The organism is Blautia sp. NSJ-175, assembly GCF_022867815.1.
GTDB classification, from domain to species: Bacteria; Bacillota; Clostridia; order Lachnospirales; family Lachnospiraceae; genus Blautia; species Blautia celeris.
The window spans coordinates 125,937-149,321 of the sequence record NZ_JALIFQ010000009.1 but is presented as its reverse complement, the minus strand read 5'-3'; the positions used below and the strand labels follow the sequence as shown (position 1 = coordinate 149,321).

The 23,385-nt window shown below is 49.0% G+C and carries 18 protein-coding genes; 16 read left to right on the top strand and 2 right to left on the bottom strand.

The genetic code is table 11. The annotated features are described in order from the left end of the window. Window positions 1-60: 60 nt before the first annotated feature. From MUB35_RS15775 to MUB35_RS15765, 3 genes are all read left to right on the top strand, one after another. The gene (locus tag MUB35_RS15775; RefSeq protein WP_033139204.1) at window positions 61-1,101 is read left to right on the top strand and encodes a carbohydrate ABC transporter permease; all 1,041 of its coding nucleotides are present in this window, start codon (window positions 61-63) and stop codon (window positions 1,099-1,101) included. After that, complete coding sequence (locus tag MUB35_RS15770) at window positions 1,101-1,958, top strand: carbohydrate ABC transporter permease (RefSeq protein ID WP_033139205.1); 858 nt, start codon at window positions 1,101-1,103, stop codon at window positions 1,956-1,958. Before MUB35_RS15775 ends, MUB35_RS15770 begins: the two co-directional genes overlap by 1 nt. Window positions 1,959-2,282: 324 nt before the next feature. Then, complete coding sequence (locus MUB35_RS15765; protein WP_244806502.1) at window positions 2,283-3,374, top strand: LysM peptidoglycan-binding domain-containing protein; 1,092 nt, start codon at window positions 2,283-2,285, stop codon at window positions 3,372-3,374. A 125-nt stretch (window positions 3,375-3,499) separates the two neighbouring features. On the opposite strand, the gene MUB35_RS15760 is transcribed toward MUB35_RS15765, so the two are convergent. Further along, a complete protein-coding gene (locus MUB35_RS15760) occupies window positions 3,500-3,937 on the bottom strand; it encodes a hypothetical protein (RefSeq protein ID WP_018597792.1) in 438 nt (145 codons plus the stop codon). A gap of 80 nt (window positions 3,938-4,017) precedes the next feature. Beyond that, the gene (locus MUB35_RS15755; RefSeq protein ID WP_244806473.1) at window positions 4,018-4,560 is read right to left on the bottom strand and encodes a type III toxin-antitoxin system ToxN/AbiQ family toxin; all 543 of its coding nucleotides are present in this window, start codon (window positions 4,558-4,560) and stop codon (window positions 4,018-4,020) included. A 323-nt stretch (window positions 4,561-4,883) separates the two neighbouring features. On the opposite strand from MUB35_RS15755, the gene MUB35_RS15750 reads away from it, so the two are divergent. The 13 genes from MUB35_RS15750 to MUB35_RS15690 all read left to right on the top strand — a co-directional run bounded on the left by MUB35_RS15750 (window position 4,884) and on the right by MUB35_RS15690 (window position 23,375). Further along, on the top strand, window positions 4,884-5,699 hold the full coding sequence (locus MUB35_RS15750; RefSeq protein ID WP_033139207.1) for a Cof-type HAD-IIB family hydrolase: 816 nt from the start codon (window positions 4,884-4,886) through the stop codon (window positions 5,697-5,699). A 14-nt stretch (window positions 5,700-5,713) separates the two neighbouring features. Then, complete coding sequence (gene addB, locus MUB35_RS15745; protein ID WP_244806472.1) at window positions 5,714-9,145, top strand: helicase-exonuclease AddAB subunit AddB; 3,432 nt, start codon at window positions 5,714-5,716, stop codon at window positions 9,143-9,145. A 3-nt stretch (window positions 9,146-9,148) separates the two neighbouring features. Continuing rightward, a complete protein-coding gene (gene addA / locus MUB35_RS15740; protein ID WP_244806471.1) occupies window positions 9,149-12,931 on the top strand; it encodes a helicase-exonuclease AddAB subunit AddA in 3,783 nt (1,260 codons plus the stop codon). 140 nt (window positions 12,932-13,071) lie between these two features. Beyond that, window positions 13,072-14,463: an alanine/glycine:cation symporter family protein gene (locus MUB35_RS15735; RefSeq protein WP_244806470.1), complete on the top strand. Its 1,392-nt coding sequence runs from the start codon at window positions 13,072-13,074 to the stop codon at window positions 14,461-14,463. Window positions 14,464-14,721: 258 nt separating this feature from the next. Further along, entirely contained in the window at window positions 14,722-15,261 is a 540-nt protein-coding gene (locus MUB35_RS15730) for a response regulator (protein WP_244806469.1), read from the top strand. Window positions 15,262-15,270: 9 nt separating this feature from the next. After that, a complete protein-coding gene (locus tag MUB35_RS15725; protein ID WP_244806468.1) occupies window positions 15,271-16,230 on the top strand; it encodes a helix-turn-helix transcriptional regulator in 960 nt (319 codons plus the stop codon). A gap of 163 nt (window positions 16,231-16,393) precedes the next feature. Then, on the top strand, window positions 16,394-18,328 hold the full coding sequence (locus MUB35_RS15720; protein ID WP_244806467.1) for an ABC transporter substrate-binding protein: 1,935 nt from the start codon (window positions 16,394-16,396) through the stop codon (window positions 18,326-18,328). A 33-nt stretch (window positions 18,329-18,361) separates the two neighbouring features. Further along, window positions 18,362-19,360, top strand: coding sequence for an ABC transporter permease (locus MUB35_RS15715; RefSeq protein ID WP_103733112.1), 999 nt, complete (start codon window positions 18,362-18,364; stop codon window positions 19,358-19,360). Between the two features lie 11 nt (window positions 19,361-19,371). After that, window positions 19,372-20,226, top strand: coding sequence for an ABC transporter permease (locus tag MUB35_RS15710; RefSeq protein ID WP_118593788.1), 855 nt, complete (start codon window positions 19,372-19,374; stop codon window positions 20,224-20,226). Next, window positions 20,219-21,184, top strand: a complete 966-nt coding sequence (locus MUB35_RS15705) for an ABC transporter ATP-binding protein (RefSeq protein ID WP_244806466.1) — start codon at window positions 20,219-20,221, stop codon at window positions 21,182-21,184. The genes MUB35_RS15710 and MUB35_RS15705 overlap by 8 nt, the downstream gene beginning before the upstream one ends. A gap of 2 nt (window positions 21,185-21,186) precedes the next feature. Then, complete coding sequence (locus MUB35_RS15700) at window positions 21,187-22,152, top strand: ABC transporter ATP-binding protein (protein ID WP_103732321.1); 966 nt, start codon at window positions 21,187-21,189, stop codon at window positions 22,150-22,152. Continuing rightward, the gene (locus MUB35_RS15695) at window positions 22,142-22,339 is read left to right on the top strand and encodes a hypothetical protein (protein WP_054352021.1); all 198 of its coding nucleotides are present in this window, start codon (window positions 22,142-22,144) and stop codon (window positions 22,337-22,339) included. Before MUB35_RS15700 ends, MUB35_RS15695 begins: the two co-directional genes overlap by 11 nt. Further along, window positions 22,311-23,375 (top strand): glycoside hydrolase family 172 protein, encoded by a 1,065-nt coding sequence (locus MUB35_RS15690; RefSeq protein ID WP_244806465.1) that lies wholly within the window; start codon window positions 22,311-22,313, stop codon window positions 23,373-23,375. Before MUB35_RS15695 ends, MUB35_RS15690 begins: the two co-directional genes overlap by 29 nt. Window positions 23,376-23,385: the final 10 nt, after the last annotated feature.

Here is a 23,385-nt window from a genome sequence, read left to right as displayed (position 1 = left end):
TTTACCGGCGGTTTTCCCCGAGGGGAGGACAGCCGGTAAATTTTCAAAAGGGGAAAAGGCATGAATGTTCAATTGAAAAAAACGATATCAATCGCTGCCATGGCTGCGGGCATTATAGGTATGGCAGCAGCACTCTATATGGATTTTTCGGGCAGCGCCTCCACGATCAGGGGACCGCTTCTTATTGCAGGGGCTTTGCTTGTGATAGCCGGCGTCTACTTGCTTCCGACCAGAAAGCACCGCTCCATTATCAATGTGCTGTTTCTGTTTCCGCTGATCTTTGCGTTTGCGGTGACAGTATTGATTCCGTTTGCCTGCGGTATCTTTTACTCCATGACAGACTGGAATGGAATCAAATTTGAGAAGTTTGTGGGACTTGGCAACTACATCAGTATGTTCAAATCAAATGATTATATTTATTCATTTGTGGTAACCTTTATCTTCACGGTGATCAATATGCTGGCTGTGAACCTGGTGGCTTTCGGACTGGCTCTTCTTTGTACATCAAAAGTTAAGGGAAGAAACTTCTACCGTGCGGCTTACTTTATCCCGAACCTGATCGGCGGTATTGTACTTGGTTATGTATGGCAGTTTATTTTCAACAAGGTAATGACAACTGTGATCGAAGGCAGCACGTCCATGCTGACAGATCCCAATCTGGCAATCGCCGCTATTTTGATCGTAAGTACCTGGCAGTACGCGGGGTATATTATGATGATCTATGTGACAGGTCTGCAGAGTGTGCCAAAGGATATTCTGGAGGCATCCAATGTGGATGGGGCTAACCAGATCACAACCCTGCTGAAGATCAAGGTTCCCATGATCGCAAATACATTTACTGTATGTATTTTCCTGACACTGGTCAACTCATTCAAACAGTTTGACCTGAACCTGGCTATCACCAATGGTGCGCCCAGCCGTATTCTGGCGGGTAAACCGGTGCAGGCAACCGAGTTTTTGGCATTGAATATTTATAACACGGCTATCAGTAAAAACCAGTACGCATTGGGACAGACAAAGGCAGTGGTATTCTTTATCATCCTGGCGATCGTGTCTTTGACACAGGTATCCATCAGTAAGAAGAAGGAGGTTGAAATGTAATGAAGGCACAGAAAATAAGAACCGGAATCGCAGAAATTATTGGTGTGATTCTTACCATTATCATCCTGGCTCCTTTCCTGCTGGTGGTTGTGAACTCCGCAAAGAGCAGCGCGGATATTATCACAAGCCCTATTTCCCTGCCGGAGCATTGGGGACAGATTTTTACAAATCTGAGCAATGTAATACATAACCAGAACTTTAACTACTGGAATTCTTTCTTCAGCTCTCTGCTGATCACAGCGGTTTCCCTTTTGCTGCTGACCGTATTTTCCAGTATGGCTGCATGGGTTCTGGTGAGAAACAAAACAAAATGGTCCAGTTTCATTTTTATGCTGTTTGTGTCAGCTATGGTTATTCCTTTCCAGGTCGTTATGCTGCCGCTGCTTTCCACATTCCGGGAAACCTCCAACTTCTTCGGGATTCAGATGCTGCAGAGTTATAAGGGGATTATCTTTGCTTATCTGGGATTCGGCGGGTCTATGTCCGTGTTTATTCTGCATGGGTTTGTGAAAGGGATTCCTTATGAGCTGGAGGAGGCTGCCTGGATTGATGGGTGCAGTCCGGAAGGGACATTCTTCCGTATTATTTTCCCGCTTTTGAAACCTGTACAGGTGACGGTTCTGATACTGAACGGTATCTGGATCTGGAATGATTACCTGCTTCCCTCTCTGATGCTGGGGCTGAATGGGAAGATCAAGACGCTGCCTGTGGCGGTCAGCAGTTTTGTGGGGTCTTATGTGAAGCAGTGGGATTTGATCTTGTCGGCGGCGCTGCTGGCTATGATTCCTATTATTATTTTGTTCCTGTTTGCGCAGAAGCAGATCATTCAGGGTATGGTGGATGGAGCGATTAAGTAAGAAGTGAAAAAGGTTTTGAAGTTGAGCACCGGATATGGGGAGAATGTATCCGGTGCTTTTTTGGTACATGGACGTGGAAAGCAAAGGGTCCGGATGCCTTTGCCTCCCGGCCCCGGGCCCTTTGCTTTCCCCTGGTAGTGGAGGGCGGCAGGTGACCGATTGGAAACGAGGGTCATATGATAGAAAAAAAGGATTTTTATGAATATGATCAGGAGAGTATCTTCATATATATTATTTTTTTGTGTTTTCATGCTGTTGGGGTGTACATCGGTTTTCGCGCTGCCGCCTGAAGATGGGAATCAGCGGCAGGGGATTGACGTGAGTATGTGGCAGGGGGATATTGATTTTGAGGAGGTGGCAGGTACCGGAGTGGATACAGTCTATATCCGGTCCAGTCTGGGAAGTGATTATACAGACCCATATTTTGAACAGAATTATGAGAGAGCCAGGGCAGCAGGGCTGAATGTGGGATTTTATCATTATGTGACCGCCAGGACAGTTTCCCAGGCGGTGTATGAGGCACATTTTTATGTGAACGTGATTCAGGGCAAGGAGTTTCAGTGCCGGCTGGCTATGGATTTTGAGGATTTGACCCGTCTGAGTGCCGGGGAGGCGAATGAGATTGGGCTGGCGTTTATCAGGACCGTGGAAAACCTGAGCGGTAAAGGGACAGTGGTGTATAGTGATGCCTACAATGCCGGGAACGTATTTGGGGGAGAGCTGACAGAATACCCCCTTTGGATCGCGGAATATGATGTGTCAGAGCCTTCGTCACAGGTGAACTGGGACTCATGGGCAGGATGGCAGTATTCGGATACGGGGAATGTGGCCGGGATTTCCGGGTATGTGGATTTGGACCGTTATACAGATGCTATGTTTTTAGAGGAAGCGGGAAGCGTGCCGGGGCCTGTGCCTATGCCTGAGCCGTCTTCGTCTACGGTGGAGTATACGGTTAAGAGCGGGGATACGCTGTGGGGGATTGCCCGGATGTACAGAACCAGTGTATCTGCTATTGTTTCTGAAAATGGGATAGCAAATCCCAACCTGATTTACCCCGGGGAAGTGCTGAGGATCACACTTGCGGATCAGGTATCGTCTTCTCAGGTGGATAACACGTATATGGTGCGAAGAGGAGATACCCTCTGGGGGATAGCGCGGATGTACAGGATTTCTGTGGCAAGGCTTGCGGCTATAAATCATATCTCTGATCCGAACCTGATCTATCCCGGGGAGGTTCTGCAGATTTCAGTCTCCGGAAGTACGGGGGATGTGGGAAGGACCTATATTGTGCGTTACGGGGATACGCTGTCAGGGATCGCGGCCAGGTTTGGGACTACGGTTTCACAGCTTGCGGCAGTTAACGGGATAGCGGACCCGAATCTGATCTACGCCGGGGAAGTTCTTACAGTCAGTTGAGCAGGCAGGAAGAGAGGATATGAAATGCAGACAAAAGAACAGATAGAAGAACAGACAGAAAAAACGGGGATGTTCCGGAGCATCCCCGTTTTTGTATGAGCCGGCCATGATAAGAGCCGCAGCGTTCAGTCAGCTTTTGCTTTGTCAAGTGCCTCATTGATGGCGTCCAGCAGAAGCATTGAGGTGTATTTGTTTTCGTCTGTATAGGTGATGTTTTCCGTGGTCTGCGATGCGTATATCTGGCTGGAGAGCGCATCCAGTGCGGGCTCCATCAGCGGATACATGGCAGTGGTGGTCTCGCTTAAATTTACCAGAGATATGGCATTTATGTGGTTTTCGTCCACGGTAACCTCAACGTCAAATGTGTTGCCATTTAGTGTGATGGGGCTTTTATACACGCCAGCGTGGTAGACAGCGGCTGAAGTGGCGGCTGAGTCGGCTTTCCGGTCTTTTCCGAACATCATAAAGAGAAGAACCGCCAGAAGAATGGCAAGTACCACGAAAATAATGGTATAAATGACTTCTTTCATATGTAATACGACAATCTTGGTCTTTGAGCTCATGGCTGCACCTCCTGCATTCCTTTTTATAACTTATTATGGAAGTGGAGAAAATATGCAAGGATTCTTTTGGGGAGGACAAATTACCTGCGAATGAACTCGTCATGTTTTTGTTCGAGAAGTCGGAAATCGACTGTGCTTTTCAGGTAGCCGATGGAAGAATTGTTTTCGGATTTTTGCTTATATAGAAGTTTGGCATTCTGTTTTATTTTCTTTTGATTCTTACGGATAAAGATTAATTCTTTATGTATCAATGCTTTATAACGACGGTCTGACTCATTGTCGATATCGTACAAAGTAAGTTCAGATGCTGGAACTGGTATCATGTTGCTCAGTTTTAAGGTTCCTTTCAACTCCGGCTCTCCTTTTGAGGAAACCGCAGTAATTCTTATGATTGGGATAATACTTTTTCGTATTCGCCGCTCACCGTTTATTATTTGGTAATCTGTGTTTTTGGGAGAGGAAAGAGGAATATAGTAATGATAATTATTAATAATATATACAATACCCAGATATTTTCTGGTATGTTTTCGGTCAATTTCTTTTGCTGAGAATACATTTCTATCAGCGGCTCTTAGAAAAGCGATGTATTCTTCTGAAATTTCATATAATCGTAGAGTATCCATATCTGTCTCCTTTGATGAAAAGAGGCAGTCCTAAGACTGCCCCTTAATATTAAAGTTTCCCACTGTCCGGCAGGGAATCTCCTGATGTTAAAGTTTTCCACTATCTGGCAGGAACTCTCCTGATGTTAAAGTTTTCCACTTCTGGTAGGAACTCACCTGATGATGATTGCTCATCTATATCATTATTATACGTTTCGACTAAAAATATGTCAAGAAAATTAGAGCTCAGAATATTCCCCAACAGAAAAACAAGGTTGGTTCCGCCCCCGTTTTGTGATACACTGTTTGCAGACAATTTTTGTCGCTAAGGAGGCAGGAGAAATATGAAGTACCGATTGCTTGTGCTGGACATTGACGGCACAGTTACCAATACAGAGAAAAAAGTGACGCCGAGGACAAAAGCAGCTATAAAGAAACTGCAGGAGCAGGGTACCCTGGTAGCCATTGCTTCCGGGCGGCCCACAAGGGGGATCGCGCCGGTGGCAGATGAACTGGAGTTTGATAAATACGGCAGTTATGTGCTGGCCTTTAACGGCGCCAGGATCGTGAACTGGAAGACAAAGGAGTGCATTTATTCCAAGACCCTTCCCCTGGGAATGCCCAGAAAGCTCTACCGCAGCGCCGTACGCCATGAGGTGGGGATCATCACATATGAGGAGGAGCAGATCATTGCCGGGACAACGCCGGATATTTATATGGAGACAGAGTCAAGAATCACAGGACTGCCCATCTGTTACAGACAGGATTTCCCTAATTATGTAAACTTCCCGGTGAATAAATGTCTTCTCACAGGAGAGCCGGATGAGTTGGAGAGAATTGAGCCGCTTCTGGCTGAGGAGTATCTCCATGAGGCCCAGATATTCCGTTCAGAGCCGTTTTTCCTGGAGGCAACGCCTAAAAATGTGGACAAGGCCTATTGTCTGGAAAAGCTGCTGAAGCTTCTGGGCATATCCAGGGAGGAGATGGTGTGCTGCGGGGACGGATATAACGACATTTCCATGATACAGTTTGCAGGCCTTGGGGCAGCTATGGCAAATGCCCAGGAAAAGGTAAAAGATGTGGCTGACTATATCACAGTCCGCAGCAATGATGAGGACGGAGTCGAAGAAGTGATAGAGAAATTTTTCTTGAAAGAATAATAAGGAGGGAATCCATGCCGCTGCATTTTATATTCGGCGCTTCAGGGGCCGGGAAATCGCACTATATTTATCAGAAGATCATACAGGAATCCATGGAGCATCCCGGACGGCAGTATCTGGTGCTGGTTCCGGAGCAGTTTACCATGCAGACGCAGAAAGAGCTTGTAATGATGCACCCCAAAAAGGGGATTCTGAATATAGATGTCCTGAGTTTTGAGCGCCTTGCCTACCGCGTTCTGGAGGAGACAGGGGAATCCTGCGCGCAGGTCCTGGAAGAGACGGGTAAAAGCCTGGTGCTTCGCAAGGTGTCCCAGGAGAAGAAAAAGGAACTGAAGATCCTGGGAGAGAAAATGAAAAAGCAGGGCTATATTTCCCAGATGAAATCCATGGTGTCAGAGCTGAAGCAGTATGAGGTCACAAAAGAGGATATGGACCTTATGCTGGACTATGCGAAAGACAAGCCGGAGCTGTATTATAAGCTGAAAGATATCTCTGTGCTGTACCGGGGATTTTTTGATTACCTGGAAGGGAATTTTATCACCCAGGAGGAAGTGCTGGAGGTGCTGGGAAGGGTGGCAGGGAAGTCCGGAAAGCTGGCCGGGAGTGTGATGGTCCTGGACGGCTATACGGGTTTTACCCCTATTCAGTTACAGCTTTTGGAGCGGATTCTCCCTCTGTGTGAGACCATGTACGTGACCGTCACCATGGATGACCGTCTGGACCCCTATCGCCCGGGCAGCCCCCACCATCTCTTTCATCTGAGCAGGGAAACCGTGTCTAAGTTATGTAAACTTGCGGGGGCGGCGGGCAGTCAGATTGAGGAGACATGGGTAAAAGAAAACGGAAGATTTTCCGATAATAAGCCCATGGCATTTCTGGAACGGAATCTGTTCCGGTTCAGAAAGGAAGTCTATACAGAAGAACAGCAGGCAGTCCATATTCGGGAGAGCAGAAACCCGGCCCGGGAGATGGAGGAGACAGCTCTTATGATACGCCGCCTGATGCGGGAGGAAGGATACAGATGCCGGGATTTCGCAGTGATCACAGGAGATATGGAGACCTATGCGGACCATGCGGCAAGGGCCTTTGATAAGTTTGATATCCCCTGTTTCATAGACCAGAAAAAGTCTGTATTCATGAATCCTTTTGTGGAATTTCTCCGCTCGGCTGTGGATATGCTTCTGGAAAATTACAGTTATGAGAGTGTTTTTCGGCTGCTGCGCTGCGGACTGCTGGATCTGCCCTGCAGGGATATGGACCGGCTGGAAAATTATGTGCTTGGCATGGGAATCCGTGGGTTCCGCAAATGGCAGGAGGAGTGGGTGCTCCACTACCGCGGGGAAAAGCCGGAGGAGGTTCCTGAGATTGACAGGATACGGCAGCAACTCATGGACACCCTGGCCCCGTTCACGGAACAGATGAAGACCAGAAAAGGGACTGTTCGGGAACGCGTCCTGGCCTTCTATGAATTTATCACTGCCTGTGGTATCCAGGAAAAATTGGACAGAAGCAGAAAAGAGTTCGCAAAAGAAAACGCCATGGACAGGGCAAAAGAATATGAGCAGATCTACCCCATGGTCATGGACCTTTTTGACAAGATGACAGAGGTTCTGGGGGAGGAGAAAGTAAGCCTCCGGGAGTTCAAGGAGCTTTTGGAGGCAGGCCTTTCCGAAGTGAAGATTGGCATCATTCCGCCCAGTTCCGACCAGGTGCTTGTGGGCGATATGGAGAGGACCAGGCTTAAGGATATCCGGGTGCTTTTCTTTGTGGGTGTAAATGACGGGAAAATTCCAAGAGAGGACGCTGCAGGCAAGATCCTGTCAGATTTGAATCGGGAGGATTTAAAGGCTTCCTCTGTTGCCCTGGCGCCCACCTACCGGGAGAATCTGTACACTCAGAGGTTCTATCTGTACCTGAATATGACAAAGCCATCCGATAAACTGTATCTCTCCTACAGCAGAGCCGACGACGGAGGGGAACCCATGACCCAGTCCTTTTTGATCGGTGCAGTCAGGAAGCTGTTTCCGGCGCTTGTTTTGGAGCGGCCGTCCGAGGATGCTGTCTGGGAAGTGGAAAATCCCAAAAGCGCACTTGCGTATCTGGCATGGGGATTTAAGGAAATTCTGGAACGTGAGCCTTCTTTGCTCTGGAAGGAGCTTTTTACCTGGTACCAGAAGCAGGATGCCTGGAAACAGACCATGGAGAATATGGTGGAAGGAGCTTTCCGCATCAATCCTGAGGATGAGATCGGAAGAAGTGTGGCAAGAGCGCTCTATGGCACCACCCTGGAGAACAGCGCCACCCGTCTGGAATTGTTTGCCCAGTGTGCCTGTGCCCATTTTATGGCGTACGGCCTGGAATTAAAAGAGCGGGCCAGATATGAATTCAGCCCCATGGATATGGGAAATGTACTGCACAGCGGCCTTGAGAGTTTTGCAAAAAAAATGCACCAGCGCGGTCTTTCGTGGACTGCTCTTGATGAGGTTCAGATGGATGAGATGGCAGAAGACTGTGTGGAGGAGGTAGTTTCTTACTACGGAAATACCGTGCTGAAAAGCAGTGCCAGAAATGAATACATGGTCAGCCGGGTAAAAAGGATGATGAAGCGCACCATCTGGGCTTTGACAAAGCAGATGGAGCAGGGAGCGTTCACGCCCAGCCGTTTCGAGGTCTCTTTTGCCATGGCAGATTCTCTGGAGAGTATCAACATTGCCCTGTCAAAGGAGGAGAAAATGAAACTCCTGGGTAGGATTGACCGGGTGGATACCTGCGAGGAGGAGGACAAGGTTCTGGTGAAGGTCATTGACTATAAGTCAGGAAACACCTCCTTTGACCTGCTGGCTCTGTATCACGGCCTGCAGCTTCAGCTTGTGCTGTATATGAACGCAGCTATGGAGCTGGAGCAGAGGAATCATCCGGATAAGCAGGTGGTGCCTGCAGGTATTTTTTACTATAATATCAAAGACCCTGTGGTTGAGAAAGTGGAGGAGGAGGATCCGGAGGCGCTGAACCGCCGCATTTTGAAGGAGCTGCGCATGAACGGCCTGGCCTCCTCAGACAGAGGTGTGCTGGAAAAGCTGGATGAAAACCTGAGCGCAAACGGTACCTCATCCCTCTGTGTTCCGGTGACCATCAACAAGGACGGAAGCCTGTCACGGAATTCCAGTGCGGTCAGCCCGGAGCAGTTCCGTCTGATATCGAATTATGTAAATCAGAAGATGAAGGAGATCGGCCGCAGGATTTTAGCAGGGGAGGCTGAGACTCAGCCTTATGAGATGGGAAAACGAAATGCGTGTCAGTATTGTCCTTATAAAGGTGCCTGCGGGTTTGACGAAAAAACCGCGGGATACCACTACCGCAGACTGAATCCTCTGAAGCCGGAGGAGATATGGGGCAGAATGAAAGACGGGGAAAAGTCTGAGGACCCTGTGGATAAGGAGGTGTAAAAAATGGGAGTGATGTGGACAACAGAGCAGCAGAAGGTGATCGATTCCAGAGACTGCAACATACTGGTCAGTGCAGCGGCGGGAAGCGGCAAGACGGCTGTGCTCGTGGAGCGTATTATTTCCATGGTCACAGATCCGGTGCATCCGGTGGATATTGACAGGCTGCTGATCGTGACTTTTACCCGGGCGGCTGCGGGGGAGATGCGGGAACGTATCCGGCTGGCGATTGAAAAAAAGCTTGCGGAGGATGAGGACAATGAGCATCTGCAGAGGCAGAGCACACTGCTTCATCACGCGCAGATCACCACCATTGACAGCTTCTGTTCCTATGTGGTGAAAAATTATTTTCATCTCATTGATCTGGACCCTTCTTATCGTATGGCGGAGGAGGGGGAGCTTCGCCTGATGCAGGGTGATGTAGCTGCCCAGGTGCTTGATGATGCATACAGCAGGAAAGAGCCGGAATTTCTGCAGTTTGTGGAGTGTTTTTCCACCGGGAAGACGGATGAGGGGATCGAGGATATGATAAAGCGCCTCTATGCCTTTTCGGTCAGCTATCCGTATCCTGAGGAATGGCTTTTGTCCTGTAAGGAGGCATACAGCATTTCTTCCGCGGAGGAACTGGAACAGGCCGGATGGATGCAGATGATCAAAGAGGATATCAGAAAAAGCCTGCAGGAGGCCATGAATCTGGCAGACGCGGCGCTGGAGACAGCCAGAGGAGAGGGCGGACCTTATTATTATGAAAATGCCCTGGAATCTGACAGGACGTTTGTGCAGAAACTGCTGCAGACGGATTCCTTTGAGGAATGGCAGAGACTTTTTTCCGGTCTTTCCTTTGCCAGGCTTGCGGCAAAAAAGGATTCCCAGGTCTCAGAGGAGGCAAAGGAGCTAACAAAGAATCTGCGGCAGCAGGTAAAAGACCTGTTGGGTGAACTGAAGGAACAGTATTTTGCCCTCTCTCTGGAGGACGCGGCGGAGTATGTGCGTATGGCGGGAGGTCCGGTTGGGGTGCTTATTGATCTGACGCTTGCGTTTGCCCGGGCGTTTGCAGAGAAGAAGAGGGAGAAAAATATACTGGACTTTTCGGATCTGGAACATTTTGCCCTGAAGATCCTGGTGGACCATTCCGGGGAGAAGGATAAGCGGACTCAGGCGGCAAAGGAACTGGCGGACAGATTTGCTGAGGTCATGATAGATGAATACCAGGACAGCAACTTTGTACAGGAAAAGCTTTTAAACGCTGTGTCTAAGATGGAGGAAGGAAACAACAATATTTTCATGGTAGGGGACGTGAAACAGAGTATCTACCGTTTCCGTCTTGCAAGACCGGATCTGTTTATGGAAAAATTCAAAACTTATTCCACAGCCGGAGGGAAATGCCTTAGAATCGACCTGCACAAAAATTTCCGAAGCCGGAAGGAAGTGCTGGACGGGGTGAATTTCCTTTTCTATCAGATCATGGGAGAAGCGCTTGGAAAAGTGGAGTACGATGATGCAGCGGCGCTGTATCCGGGTGCATCTTTTCCACCGTATCCGTCGGGACAGGATGGGGAACCGGATGCGTCAGAGAACCAGCAGGATGGTGGATCGGATGCGGCAGAGAAGCGACAGAACTCCGCGGCGGATACGGAACTGATCCTGGTGGAGACAGATGAGGAAGAGTGGAAGGTCATGGAGTCTGGTGAAAATGTACAGGAGCTGGAGGCCAGAGCCGCTGCCGCAAGGATTCAGGAGCTGGTGGGTTCCTATCCTGTTCTTGACAAAACCACGGGACAGTACCGCCCGGCCAGGTTTGGAGACTGTGTGGTACTGCTCAGAACCCTTTCCGGCTGGTCGGAGACTTTTAAACGCGTTTTGAATGCCCAGGGGATTCCGGCCAGTGTGACGACAAAGACGGGATATTTTTCCGCCTCAGAGGTTATGACCGTTTTGAATTATCTGCGCATTCTGGACAATCCGCTGCAGGATATTCCTTTTGCCGGGGCGCTTCACAACCTGCCGGGCGGATTTTCCATGGAGGAGCTGGCCCGTGTAAAATGCGTGGGCAGGGAGATGGAGAAATCCGGCATTTATCAGTCACTTCTGGCGGCGGAAAGTCTGTGTGAATCGGATAATGCCCAGGACAGGCAGACCGGGGAGAAGGCAGGCCGTTTCCTGGAGCTGTATGAGAGTATCCGGAAGAAAGTTCCCTACACACCCATGCATGAACTGCTGTGGGAGATCTATGACAGGACAGGACTCTTTGACTATATACAGGCAGGAGCTTCCGGGGAACAACAGAAGGCCAACCTGCTGATGCTTCTTCAGAAGGCCAGGGATTATGAGAGCACCAGCTACCGGGGTCTCTTTAACTTTGTCAGGTATATAGAGAATCTGCAGAAATACCAGGTGGATTTCGGGGAGGCGAACATTCTTTCCGAAAATGAAGATACAGTGAAGATTATGAGTATCCACAAGAGCAAGGGTCTGGAATTTCCGGTGGTCTTTGTCTCCGGCATGGGAAAACAGTTCAACCAGCAGGATGCCAGGGCATCCCTTGCCATGCACCCTGATCTGGGAGTGGGCGCCGACTGGGTGGATGCAGAGCTGCGCACCAAAACGCCGACTCTTCTGAAAAAAGCAGTACAGCGCCAGATACAGATTGAGAATCTGGGAGAGGAACTGCGTATTCTCTATGTGGCACTGACCCGCGCCAAGGAAAAACTGATCCTCACCGGAAGTACCTCCAGGCTGGAAAAGCGGCTGACTGCCTTAGAACCCCTGAAAAAACAGGAGGAGCGCAGGATATCCTACGGCAGGCTGGCAAAAGCCCGCTGTTATCTGGACTGGATTTTCCCTGCCCTTGCAAGGCACCGCTGTATGGATGAGGTGTACCTCTCCTATGAGAAACGCCCCTATGTTTTAAATCCGCTCCACGATGACGAGGCCGGTTTCCATATACAGGTGATCTCACCCACAAAGCTTACACTGGAGGAAGCGGAGACCAGAATGATACAGAAGATGAAAAAGCAGGAAATTCTGGAATTTGATACAGCCGCAGTCTGGGATGAAAAGGTCAGGGAACAGATCGAGGAGCGTTTTACCTATTCTTATCCTTATCCGGACCGGGACAAGATTCCTGCAAAGGTCACGGTATCCGAGGTGAAGCGGCTGCACATGGAAGACGAGGAGAGTACTTCCTGGTATGAAGAGGAGGAGGAGATGATACCCTATATCCCGTCCTTTATTGAAAAACGCGAGGAAGGACTGACAGGAGCCGGAAGAGGTACCGCATACCACAGGGTATTCGAGTGCCTTGACTTTTCAAAAGCCGGGTCTGCAGAAGAGGCGGAGGAGCAGCTTTTGGCTCTGGAGTCTGAACACAGGATTGACAGTGAGATCCGCCGCACGGTTTCTCCCCGTGATGTGTATCAGTTTGCCGCTTCCTCCATTGGCAGACGCATGGCAGAAGCCCAGACCCGTGGATCGCTGTATCGGGAACAGCCCTTTGTCATGGAGATCGCAGCGGACAGGCTGAAGGAGGAATACCCGGAGGAGGAGCGTGTTCTGGTACAGGGAATCATTGATGCCTTCTTCTACGAGGGGGACAGCATTGTACTTGTGGATTACAAAACAGACAGGGTGCGCCGCAGAGACGGAAGTGATCTGATCGAGAAGTACAGGGTCCAGCTTGATTACTATGCGGAGGCCTTGGAACGGGTGACGGGAAGGAAAGTGACGGAGAAGTATATTTACTCCGTGGAATTACAGAAGGGATTGGCTGTGCAGCAGGCTGCCTCGTAATTTCAGATTTACAAACCCCTTCCCCCATGTTATGATAGGAAGAAAGAATAAAACGTTGATGTAATAACGCGATGGAGCAAAGGGGCAGACGGTCGGTAGTCTGTCCCTTTCTGCGTTGTCGCATGTGAGGGAGGTAACGTATGGATTTTGCAGTAATACTGAAAGCAGTGAATGATTTTGTGTGGGGCCCTTTTATGCTGGTACTGCTGGTGGGTACAGGAGTTTTTCTTACCATTCGGCTGAATTTTCTGCCATGGCGCAATCTGGGATTTGCGCTGAAGTCTATTTTTAAAGATCCCGACAAGGAAGGCATGGGCAGCAGGGAAGGTGATATCACACCGTTCCAGTCTCTGATGACCGCTCTTGCGGCAACCATAGGTACCGGCAATATTGTGGGTGTTGCCACTGCCATGGTCATGGGCGGTCCCGGCGCGATTGTCTGGATGTGGATCTCTGCTCTCTTCGGGCTTTCCACCAAATACGCGGAGAGCGTTCTCGCTGTAAAATACAGGGAAATGAACGCAGACGGCGAGATGGTTGGCGGCCCTATGTATGCCATGAAAAACGGTTTTAAATACAAAAAACTGGGTACAGTGATGGCAACGCTTTTTGCTGTCTTCGCGGTCCTGGCATCTTTCGGAATCGGCAACATGACACAGGCCAATTCTATTGCGGACGCTTTGAACAGCACCTTCAAGATTCCGAACATTGTGACAGGCGTAGTGATCACAACACTGGCACTGGTGGTCTTGGTAGGTGGAATTAAAAGCATCGGTAAGGTCTGTGAGAAGGTGGTTCCTTTTATGGCAGTTCTGTATTTTGCATGCGGAATAGGCGTTATTATTATAAATGCAAAGCATATCCCCGATGGGCTTGCCCAGATATTCGGCATGGCATTTTCCGTAAAGGCGGTAGCCGGCGGTGTGGGCGGCAATATTATTGCCACAATGTTATCGGCTATGCGCTGGGGTGTTGCCAGAGGCGTCTTCTCCAATGAGGCAGGTCTCGGCTCCGCTCCCATTGCAGCGGCTGCAGCCAAGACGGATTATCCGTCCAGACAGGGATATATCAATATGACAGGAACCTTTTTTGACACACTGGTAGTCTGTTCCGTCACAGGTCTTGTCATTGCGTCCTCCGGTGTCCTCGGTATGAAGGATGCCTCCGGTGAACTGATCACGGGTGTGAACCTGACTATAAAAGCTTTTGAGAGTGCACTGGGTCCTATGGGAAGCTATCTGGTATCCATTGGCATCATGCTTTTTGCCTTTTCCACGATTCTGGGATGGGAATACTACGGGGAGAAATCCCTGGAATTCTTAGTCCGCTCTACAAAGATGAATAGGATATACAGGGTGCTGTTTTCCTTTATCACATTTGTGGGCGCTACAAGAACGCTGCAGATCGTATGGGATTTTTCAGATACAATGAACGGTCTTATGGCGATACCAAACCTGATCTGTCTTCTGATGCTCAGTAATGTGGTGGCGGAAGAATGTTTTGATTTCCAGAAAGAAGTAAAGAAAAAATAAACCTGCTGTAAGAGGTATAGAGAGAACCTGCGCTGACTGCCGCAGGTTCTTTTGCGTCTGCCTGATGTGAAATAGAGGAAATAAAGTGATTACCCATTGTCTATAATTCGACAATATATTATAATAATCTACATATTCTGTATATCTGCAGTTTGCAGAGGATTTTTAGCTGCGGCATATGGGGGACAGATACAGAAAAGGAACTGTGTTAAAAAGAGCTGTCAACAGAAAATTGATCAGAATTGCGGGTGGAAAACTATGCTGAAGATTGTATTGATTGATGATGAACAAGTAGTGCTGCAGGGGATGAGCCACTTGCTGGCGGAGGAGTTTCCGGATCACGAGATAACGGGAAGCTTTACAGATCCGGAGCCTGCCATCCGTTTTATTGAGGAAAATCCGGGTCAGGTGGACGTGGTGGTGACAGATATTAAAATGCCCCACATATCAGGGGTCACTCTGATAGAGAAGATCCGGGACATACGTCCTGAGATCGTCATGATTGCCATGAGTGCCTATACGGACTATGAATATATCCGTCAGGCCATGAAAAACGGAGCGGTGGATTATCTTCTGAAACCCTGCAGACGCAAGGAAATCCTGGGAATATTCGAGAAAGTGGAGAGGCAGAAAAAAGAGCGGGCTCAGGAGACGGAGGAAAAACAGAGGGAGCGTCGTTTTTTAAAACTGCTGAAAGGGAATGAAGACTGGCAGAATAAGGATTTCCGTATATTTCCGGAGGGGAAAGCGTGTGTGTGCACTATGTGGTCAGACAGGGACAGAGGCCGTGAGGAGTGAGAGGCAGTTATGTACCGGTCAAGGGAAGAGCTGAGAAAGAGAAACGCTGTAGGGACCGCGGAAGAACACAGACTGTGGATCGTAACGCCTATATCAGGAACGGAGGGGGAAGGCTTTCCGGAAATCTGTGCGAATGACGGGGATCTTGTTGTTCATCTGAAGAAAAATTTTAAGTGGGGACAGCGGGAACTGCAGGAGACGGTACATACACTTTTGGAGCGGGAATTTTATATGGATTTTAACGGCAGGCTGTACGCCTGGGATGAGGAAATATGGCAGAAGAAAACCAGTCAGGCAGAGGAAATCAAAATGGAGGAGTTTCTTCCGTTTTCAAAAATTGAGATGATCCTCATGCGGGGCAGAGAAGATCAGCTCCAGCTGACACTGCGCGAAGGCAGACGGCGGCTGATTGGCAGAACAGATGGTTTTGAACCGGTGCAGTTAAAAAAGGGTATGATCCATTTCTGTTACTTGCTGGAGGAGCGGATAAAGACTGAGGAGGCGGGTAAAATTCCGGAGAGTCTTTCTGAACAGGAGAAGATTCTTTCAGACCTGAGAAACAGCCGAACTTTAATGCAGGCATGGGCCAATCTGGAAGCATATCTGCAGCAGATCCTCAGCTTTTTTCAGGAAAAGGCCAAGGTGCCCTCTTATATCCGGCTGGCATCTGCATATATAGAAGCGAATTATATGCAGGAGTTGTCTCTGCAGAAGGTTGCGGAGTATGTTTCACTGAACCCCTGGTATTTCAGCTCTCAATTTAAAAAATATATGGGAATTTCCATGGGGGAATATCTGAACCAGATTAGGATAAAGGCAGCGGTCAGCCTGATGGAGGAGAGAGATTTAAAGATAGGAGAGATAGCGGAACTGGTGGGATTTAAAGATTCCGCCTATTTCGGAAGTGTGTTCAAGAAGTTTAAGAAAATGTCTCCCAAAGAGTATCGAATGAAAATAATGAATAAATAAACATGATGTATAAGAGGCAGGAATCGTCAAAATACTGATGATTTCTGTTTTTTTCTGTGAAACATAAAATATATTTACAAGAAATCTAATGAAATCAACAGTTTTTTTTACAGAAAAAGATATACTTGAAACCATCAAAACAAGAAACAAAGGAGGAAAAAAGATGCGTAGAAAAGGGAAACAAATTTTAGCGGCTGCCACAGCAGCAGCCCTGTTGTTATCCGGCTGCGGAGGCGGTGCAGGTGAATCCAAAGAGGGAACATCAGAACAGACTGCAACGTCGGGGGATAAGATGACGGATGTGGGAACACCCAGAAAGGATACACTGATCGTAGACATGCTGAGCGGTACACAGACAGACCCGGATAACTTCAACCCCTATATGACAGGCTGTGTAGCTATGGACTGCGGCCTTCACCAGCTCCTGTATCCGTGCCTGTGGGAAGCGGACACCATGAATGGGGAACAGACCTGTGACCTGGCAGCGGATTTTCCGGAAGCCATGGATGACACCAACACAAAATACCGGTTCCACCTGCGGGAGGGTATCACCTGGTCGGACGGCGTGGAGTTCACTGCAGAGGATGTGGAGTTTACATCCGATATACTCAGCAGCACAGAGGAATTCAGTTGGGGAAGCTGGTACAAGTCCTTTGTAAAGAGCATGAAGGCTGTGGACAAATACACAGTGGAGATGGAGCTTGTGGAGCCAAATGTGAAGCCCCAGCAGAAACTTGGCGTTATTGTGTTTGGCAACAACTTTAAAGTGCTTCCGAAACACATCTGGGAAAAAGAGGACCCGGCCACTTTTAAATACACAGACCCTCTGTCCCTCGGGCCATATACTTTGTCAAAACGTGATGCTCAGGGAAACTGGTTCCTGTATGAAAAGAGAGAGGACTGGGATAAATCAGACGTAGGCGTCATTGACGGCGAGCCGAAACCACAGTATGTACTGTTCAAATATTTCGGGAGTGAAGAGAAACGTGTCATGGCAGCCGTGAACAATGAGATTGACATTCTGCAGGATATTTCCCCGGAGAGCTGGGATATCCTGAAAGAGAAAAATCCCAATGCAAAATGCTGGACCGAGGAATTTCCGTATGCAATCCCGGATGACCCCTGCGAGCGCGGTATTTCTTTCAACTGCTCCAACGAATATTACAGCAACAGGGATGTGCGCTGGGCGCTGACACTGAGTATGGATATCAAGCAGGTGAGCATGGCGACCTTCGGCGGAAAACTGAAGTTTTCCCCTCTGGCTGTGCCGCCCACAACAGCACTCACAGATGTATATCAGAAACCAATGGCAGAATGGCTGAAAACGTATGCCTTTGAGGACGGATACAAACCCTTCAATGAGAATACAGCAAAAGAGATGGTAGAACTTCTTAAGACGGAAGGCGTGGAAAATCTTCCGACCACAGATGAGGAGATTACGGATATCTTCGGTATCGGCTGGTGGAAATATGATACAGACAAGGCAGCAGAACTGCTCCAGAAAAACGGCTTTACACAAAAAGACGGTCAGTGGATGACACCGGAGGGAGAACCCTGGGAGATCATTATTCTGGCACCGGCGGATTTTGAGATCGAATCCATGCGGCTTGCATTTGCCGTTGCGGATGCCTGGAGTAAATTCGGAGTGAAGGCCGAGGTAAAACAGCAGGATTCCTCCACATTCTGGACATCCTATGCCACAGGAAATTACGATACAGGCGCATACTGGCCGTTCTGCGGACTGATTCCCGACCTGACAGAAAATATCCAGACCTGGCACGAAAAATATATTCTTCCCAATGGGGAAAACGCAGCAGGCAACAAAGAGCGTTACGCCAACGAAGAGCTGAGCGCTGCCATTGATAAACTGCAGACACTGGAGCCGGATGATCCGGAGGTAAACAAAACGGTGGAAGAGATGCTGAAGATCTTCGTGGACGAAATGCCTGCGATCCCCATGTTCGGAACAGCAAAATTTGTTCCCGTTGTGGAGACATACTGGACCGGTTTCCAGGATTCAGAGAATCCCTTTGAGGGACCCTGGTGGTGGTGGTCACAATTCAGATTCTATACTACGAAAATCGAAGCTGCAAAATAATTTGTCACAACACCAAACATAAGGAGGCAACGAATGAAATTTGGAAAATTTCTTCTCTCCAGGATCGCGACATTTCTACTCGTGATTTTTATTGGTGTGACAACCGTCTTCTTTGTTCCGAGGCTCATGCCGAATGACCCGGTGGAAGCAATGATTGGACAGATGACGTCCAATGCCGGTTCCATGAGCCCGGAGGCAGTCGAGCAGATGAGGGAATCCATGAATTCCCTCTTCGGCCTGGACGGTTCTGTCATGCACCAATATCTGGATTTTTTTAAACGTGTGGTTATTTCTCATGACTTTGGCCCGTCCCTGTCCGCATATCCCACACCGGTTATGCAGATGATCGCCAGGGCGCTGCCGTGGACACTGGGGCTGATGCTGACCACCACGGTCCTGTCCTGGCTGATCGGAAACCTGATCGGACTTCTGGCAGGTTTCCGTAAGGACAAGCCCCTGTCAAAGTTTTTGGAAGGGATCGCGATCCTCATGTATCCTATTCCATATTACATTTTCGCACTGCTGCTGATCATGTTCTTCTGTTATCTGCTTCCCGTATTTCCGCTGTCTTTTGTTGTGCAGGGGGAAGGATTTAACTGGGTACATATCAAAAGTATACTTTGGAACTGCTTTCTGCCGGCACTGTCTCTGATACTGGTAGGTTTCGGATGGTGGGTCATCAGCATGAAGACCATGGTAAGCAATGCCAATGAAGAGGAATATGTTAAATTTGCAAGGCTGAAAGGTCTGCACGAGGGACGTATCATGAGGCGTTATGTGATGCCGAATGTCATGCTGCCCCAGGTCACCAATCTGGCGCTGCAGATTGGCGGTATCTTCAACGGCGCGCTGGTGACAGAGATTCTGTTTGGATTTCCGGGGCTGGGCAGTTTGATCTATCAGGGAATCCTGCAGAGTGACTACAATCTGATCATGGGTACGATCACCATTTCAGTCATCAGTGTTGCCCTGACAACCTTTGTCATAGACCTGCTGTATCCATTCCTGGACCCGCGAATCCGCTATAGTTAGGGGGAGAGAAAATGGCAGGAAAAAAGAACAAAACAAATAAATACTGGAATTTCCGGCTGAAGATGGGAGCAGTGCTGCTCTGTGTCTTCCTCGTCATCGGATTTATCATGCCGGTTTTCTGTAAAGTCAGTCCTGTGGAGTGGCAGTCTTATTCCAGAAATATGGATCCCACAGCAGAGCACTGGCTGGGAACCACAGGCCTTGGCCAGGATGTCTTCTGGCTGCTGGCCTATTCTGTCAGAAACTCATTTCTGGTAGGCATCGGTGTTGCATTCTTTGCTACGGCTATCGGTGTTTTCATGGGATTGCTGGCAGGTTTCAAGGGCGGATGGGCAGACCGCATCATTACCCTTCTGACAGATTCCTTTATTGTGATCCCATCGCTTCCCATACTGATCCTCATATCCAGTATGATGAAGGGGACCGCGCCGCTTTTTTACGTGGCAGTGGTTCTGGTGATCTTCAACTGGCCCTGGCCGGCCAGACAGGTGCGTTCCATGGCGCTGACTCTGAAGGAACGTGATTTTATCAACACGGCCCTGTTTTCCGGGGAGAGCACCGGAAAGATTATATTAAAAGAGATTTTTCCGTTTGTCATGAACTGGTCTCTGGCAAACTTTATTAATACAATCCTGGTGGCCATCGCTGCGGAATCCAGTCTTGCCGTAATCGGAATGTCCAGCAATACCACGGCCACACTGGGGACCATGATCTACTGGGCCAATGAACATCAGGCCATGCTGGCAGGCCGCTGGGTATGGATCGGAGCACCGGTGGTATCCACGGCACTTATCTTCATCGGTCTGTTCCTCACCATGACAGGAGCACAGCAGATGTGGGCGAAAAGGAGGGGGACCAATGCTTAAAATGGAACAGGTGAGTGCCCGCTATGAGACAGTCAGCGGATACGTGAATTCTGTGGATAATGTAAGTTTTGAGGTTCGGAAAAATGAGATCATGGGTATTGCAGGGGAGTCAGGCTGCGGCAAATCCACACTTCTGAAAACCATGTATGACCTGGTGGGTTTTCCGCTGGAGATCTGCGGGGGAAAGGTATCTCTGGTCACAGAATCCTCAAAAGAAAAGAGAGTGCTGACAACAGGAGAGATCAGAGATGAGTGGTGGAAGGAAATCTCTTATGTGCCGCAGGGGGCCATGCACGTTATGAACCCGGTAAAAAGGGTCAGGGAGCAGTTCTTTGATGTGATTCCGAAAGAGAAGAGACAGAAAAAAGCAGAACAGGAAAAGAGCATCACAGCGTATCTGAAAGAACTGGAGCTGCCGCCCGAAGTCCTGGATGCCTATCCCCATCAGCTGAGCGGCGGCATGCGGCAGAGGGTCATCATTGCCCTTGCCACCTTTCTGGGGCCGGATCTGGTGCTTGCAGATGAACCCACTACTGCTCTGGATGTGGTGGTACAGCGGGGAATTCTGACCATGTTGTCAAGGGTTCAGAAGAAACTGCAGAATTCCATGGTCATAGTGTCTCACGACATGGGCGTCCATTATCAAATCACGGACAGACTGGGAATCATGTATGCAGGGCAGATGATCGAGGACGGACCCACAGAGGAAATATTCGGAAATCCAAAGCATCCCTATACACAGATGCTGATCAAAGCCCTGCCAAGGCTGGGGGATGATACACAGAAGGAAGGGATACCGGGTCTGCCTCCGAGTCTCAGAAATCCGCCAAAGGGATGCAGGTTCGCCGCCCGCTGTCCATATGCGGCGGACAGGTGCCGCAGAGAACAGCCTGCATCCGTATCGGTAGGGGAACGGCATCAGGCAAGCTGTCATCTGCTGGCAGACAAAAGGAGGTAGCCATGGAAAACTATAATTTATCCATTCAGGATCTGACGAAATCTTTTAAAATAGGCGGAATGATTTTCGGCACCAACATTGTTGCTGTGGACCATGTGAACCTGGATATCCATTCAGACAAACCCTGGATCATGGCTATTGTGGGGGAATCGGGAAGCGGGAAAAGTACCCTGGCAAAAATGGTTTTAAAGCTTTTGGAGGCAGGGAGCGGGAATATTTCCCTGGGAGGTGAAAATCTTTCTGTATACGACAAGAGAAAAAAGGAATTCAGAAGGATGGTGCAGCCTATTTTCCAGAATCCGTTTACCGCTTTCAGCGCCAGGAGAACCGTGGACAGCTATTTGTACGAGACAGCCTGTAATCTGGGAGGAATCAGGTCAAAAGAAGAGGCTGCCAAAAAAATCCGGGAAACCCTTGCAGAGGTGGGGCTTAATATGGAACATGTCCAGGGGAAATTCCCAAATCAGTTTTCAGGGGGAGAGCTGCAGCGTATTTCCATTGCCAGGGCATTGATCACGAGGCCGAAGCTGATTGTGGCGGATGAGCCGGTGGCTATGATCGATGCCTCCCTGAGAATGAACATTGTAAACCTTTTTAAGAAGCTGAAAAATGACTACCATGTAAATTTTATTTACATTACACACGACCTTTCCACAGCTTACTATGTGAGTGACTATATAGCCACCATGTACAGGGGGAATCTTATTGAATTCGGAAAAGCAAAATCTATTTTAGAGAATCCGGGCCATCCCTACACAGAGCTTCTGCAGGAGTCTATTCCTGTTGTGGGAAGAAAGTGGGATCAGGATATGGTGCTGCCTGACCTGGAAACGAAGGAGTTTGCTGCCACTGCCTGTAAATTTGCTTCCCGGTGCAGATATGCCACAGAGAAATGCAGGCAGAAAAGTCCGTCTATGTATCCCATGGAAGACGGGCATACGGTTTTATGTTACCGCTATGAAAAATAAGAAAGGAAGTAACGATTCAGCAGGTCTGCACATTTACTGCGATGACCGTAAGAAAACGTTCCGCAGTCAGGCAAAAATCCCATCGCCACAGGCGATTCTGCATGGATTTTTGCTCGTGATTGTGAGGGCACTGAACAGTTACGAAGGAAGAGAAAAACATGATTGGAGATATGAGCAGTTTAAGTAAAATGCGAAATATCAGGACACGTTCTGTCAGTCCTGAAAACTTTACGGGAGAGAAGGGGGCCGGAGGGCAGGCAGTGGAAGGGACCGGCGCTTCCTGCGCAAGGGATTTGGGCAGGGGGTGGAAAGTTTCGCCGTCTGTTCAGATTGAGCCGGGAAAGACATTTACCCTGGCAGATATCAGCGGGCAGGGGATGGTAAAGCACATCTGGGTGACCACCAGCAGTATGCGGAACAGGACTCTGGTTCTGAGAATCTACTGGGATAAGCAGGAGTTCCCGTCTGTGGAGGCTCCGCTTGGGGATTTTTTTGCAAGCGCGGATGAACAGCAGTATGAGCAGCTCACCTCCCTTGCGGTTTGTGTAAATCCGCGCAGAGGCCTGAACTGCTATTGGGACATGCCGTTTTACGAAGGCTGCCGCATGACATTGGAAAATCTGGCAGAGGAACCTGTGATCGTGTATTACCAGATCGATTACCAGCTTCGGGAACTGGAAGAAGGATACGGCTATTTTCATGCACAGTACCGCCGTACCAATCCTCTTCCGTATAAAGAAGACTACACCATCCTGGATGGAGTGAAGGGAAAAGGACAATATGTGGGAACATATATGTTCTGGGGTGTCAATAACAACGGATGGTGGGGAGAGGGCGAGATCAAGTTCTTCATGGACGGCGACCGGGAATATCCGACCATCTGCGGAACAGGGACAGAAGATTATTTCTGCGGAGCTTATGACTTTGAGGTGGACGGGGTTTACCGGCCGTACTGTACCCCGTATGCAGGGCTGTCCAAAATAACCAATACGGACGGTGCTTACAAAACACAGCAGAGGTTCAGTATGTACCGCTGGCATATTACAGATCCGGTATATTTTGATACGGATCTGAAGGTTACAATTCAGGCACTGGGCTGGCGTTCGGGCGGCAGGTATCTGCCGCTGCAGGATGATATCTCATCTGTGGCCTACTGGTATCAGGACAAACCGGTGTCCAGTGGTTCCGTGCTTGGGAACAGGGACGATCTGGAGATCATTTAAGACAGGAGGA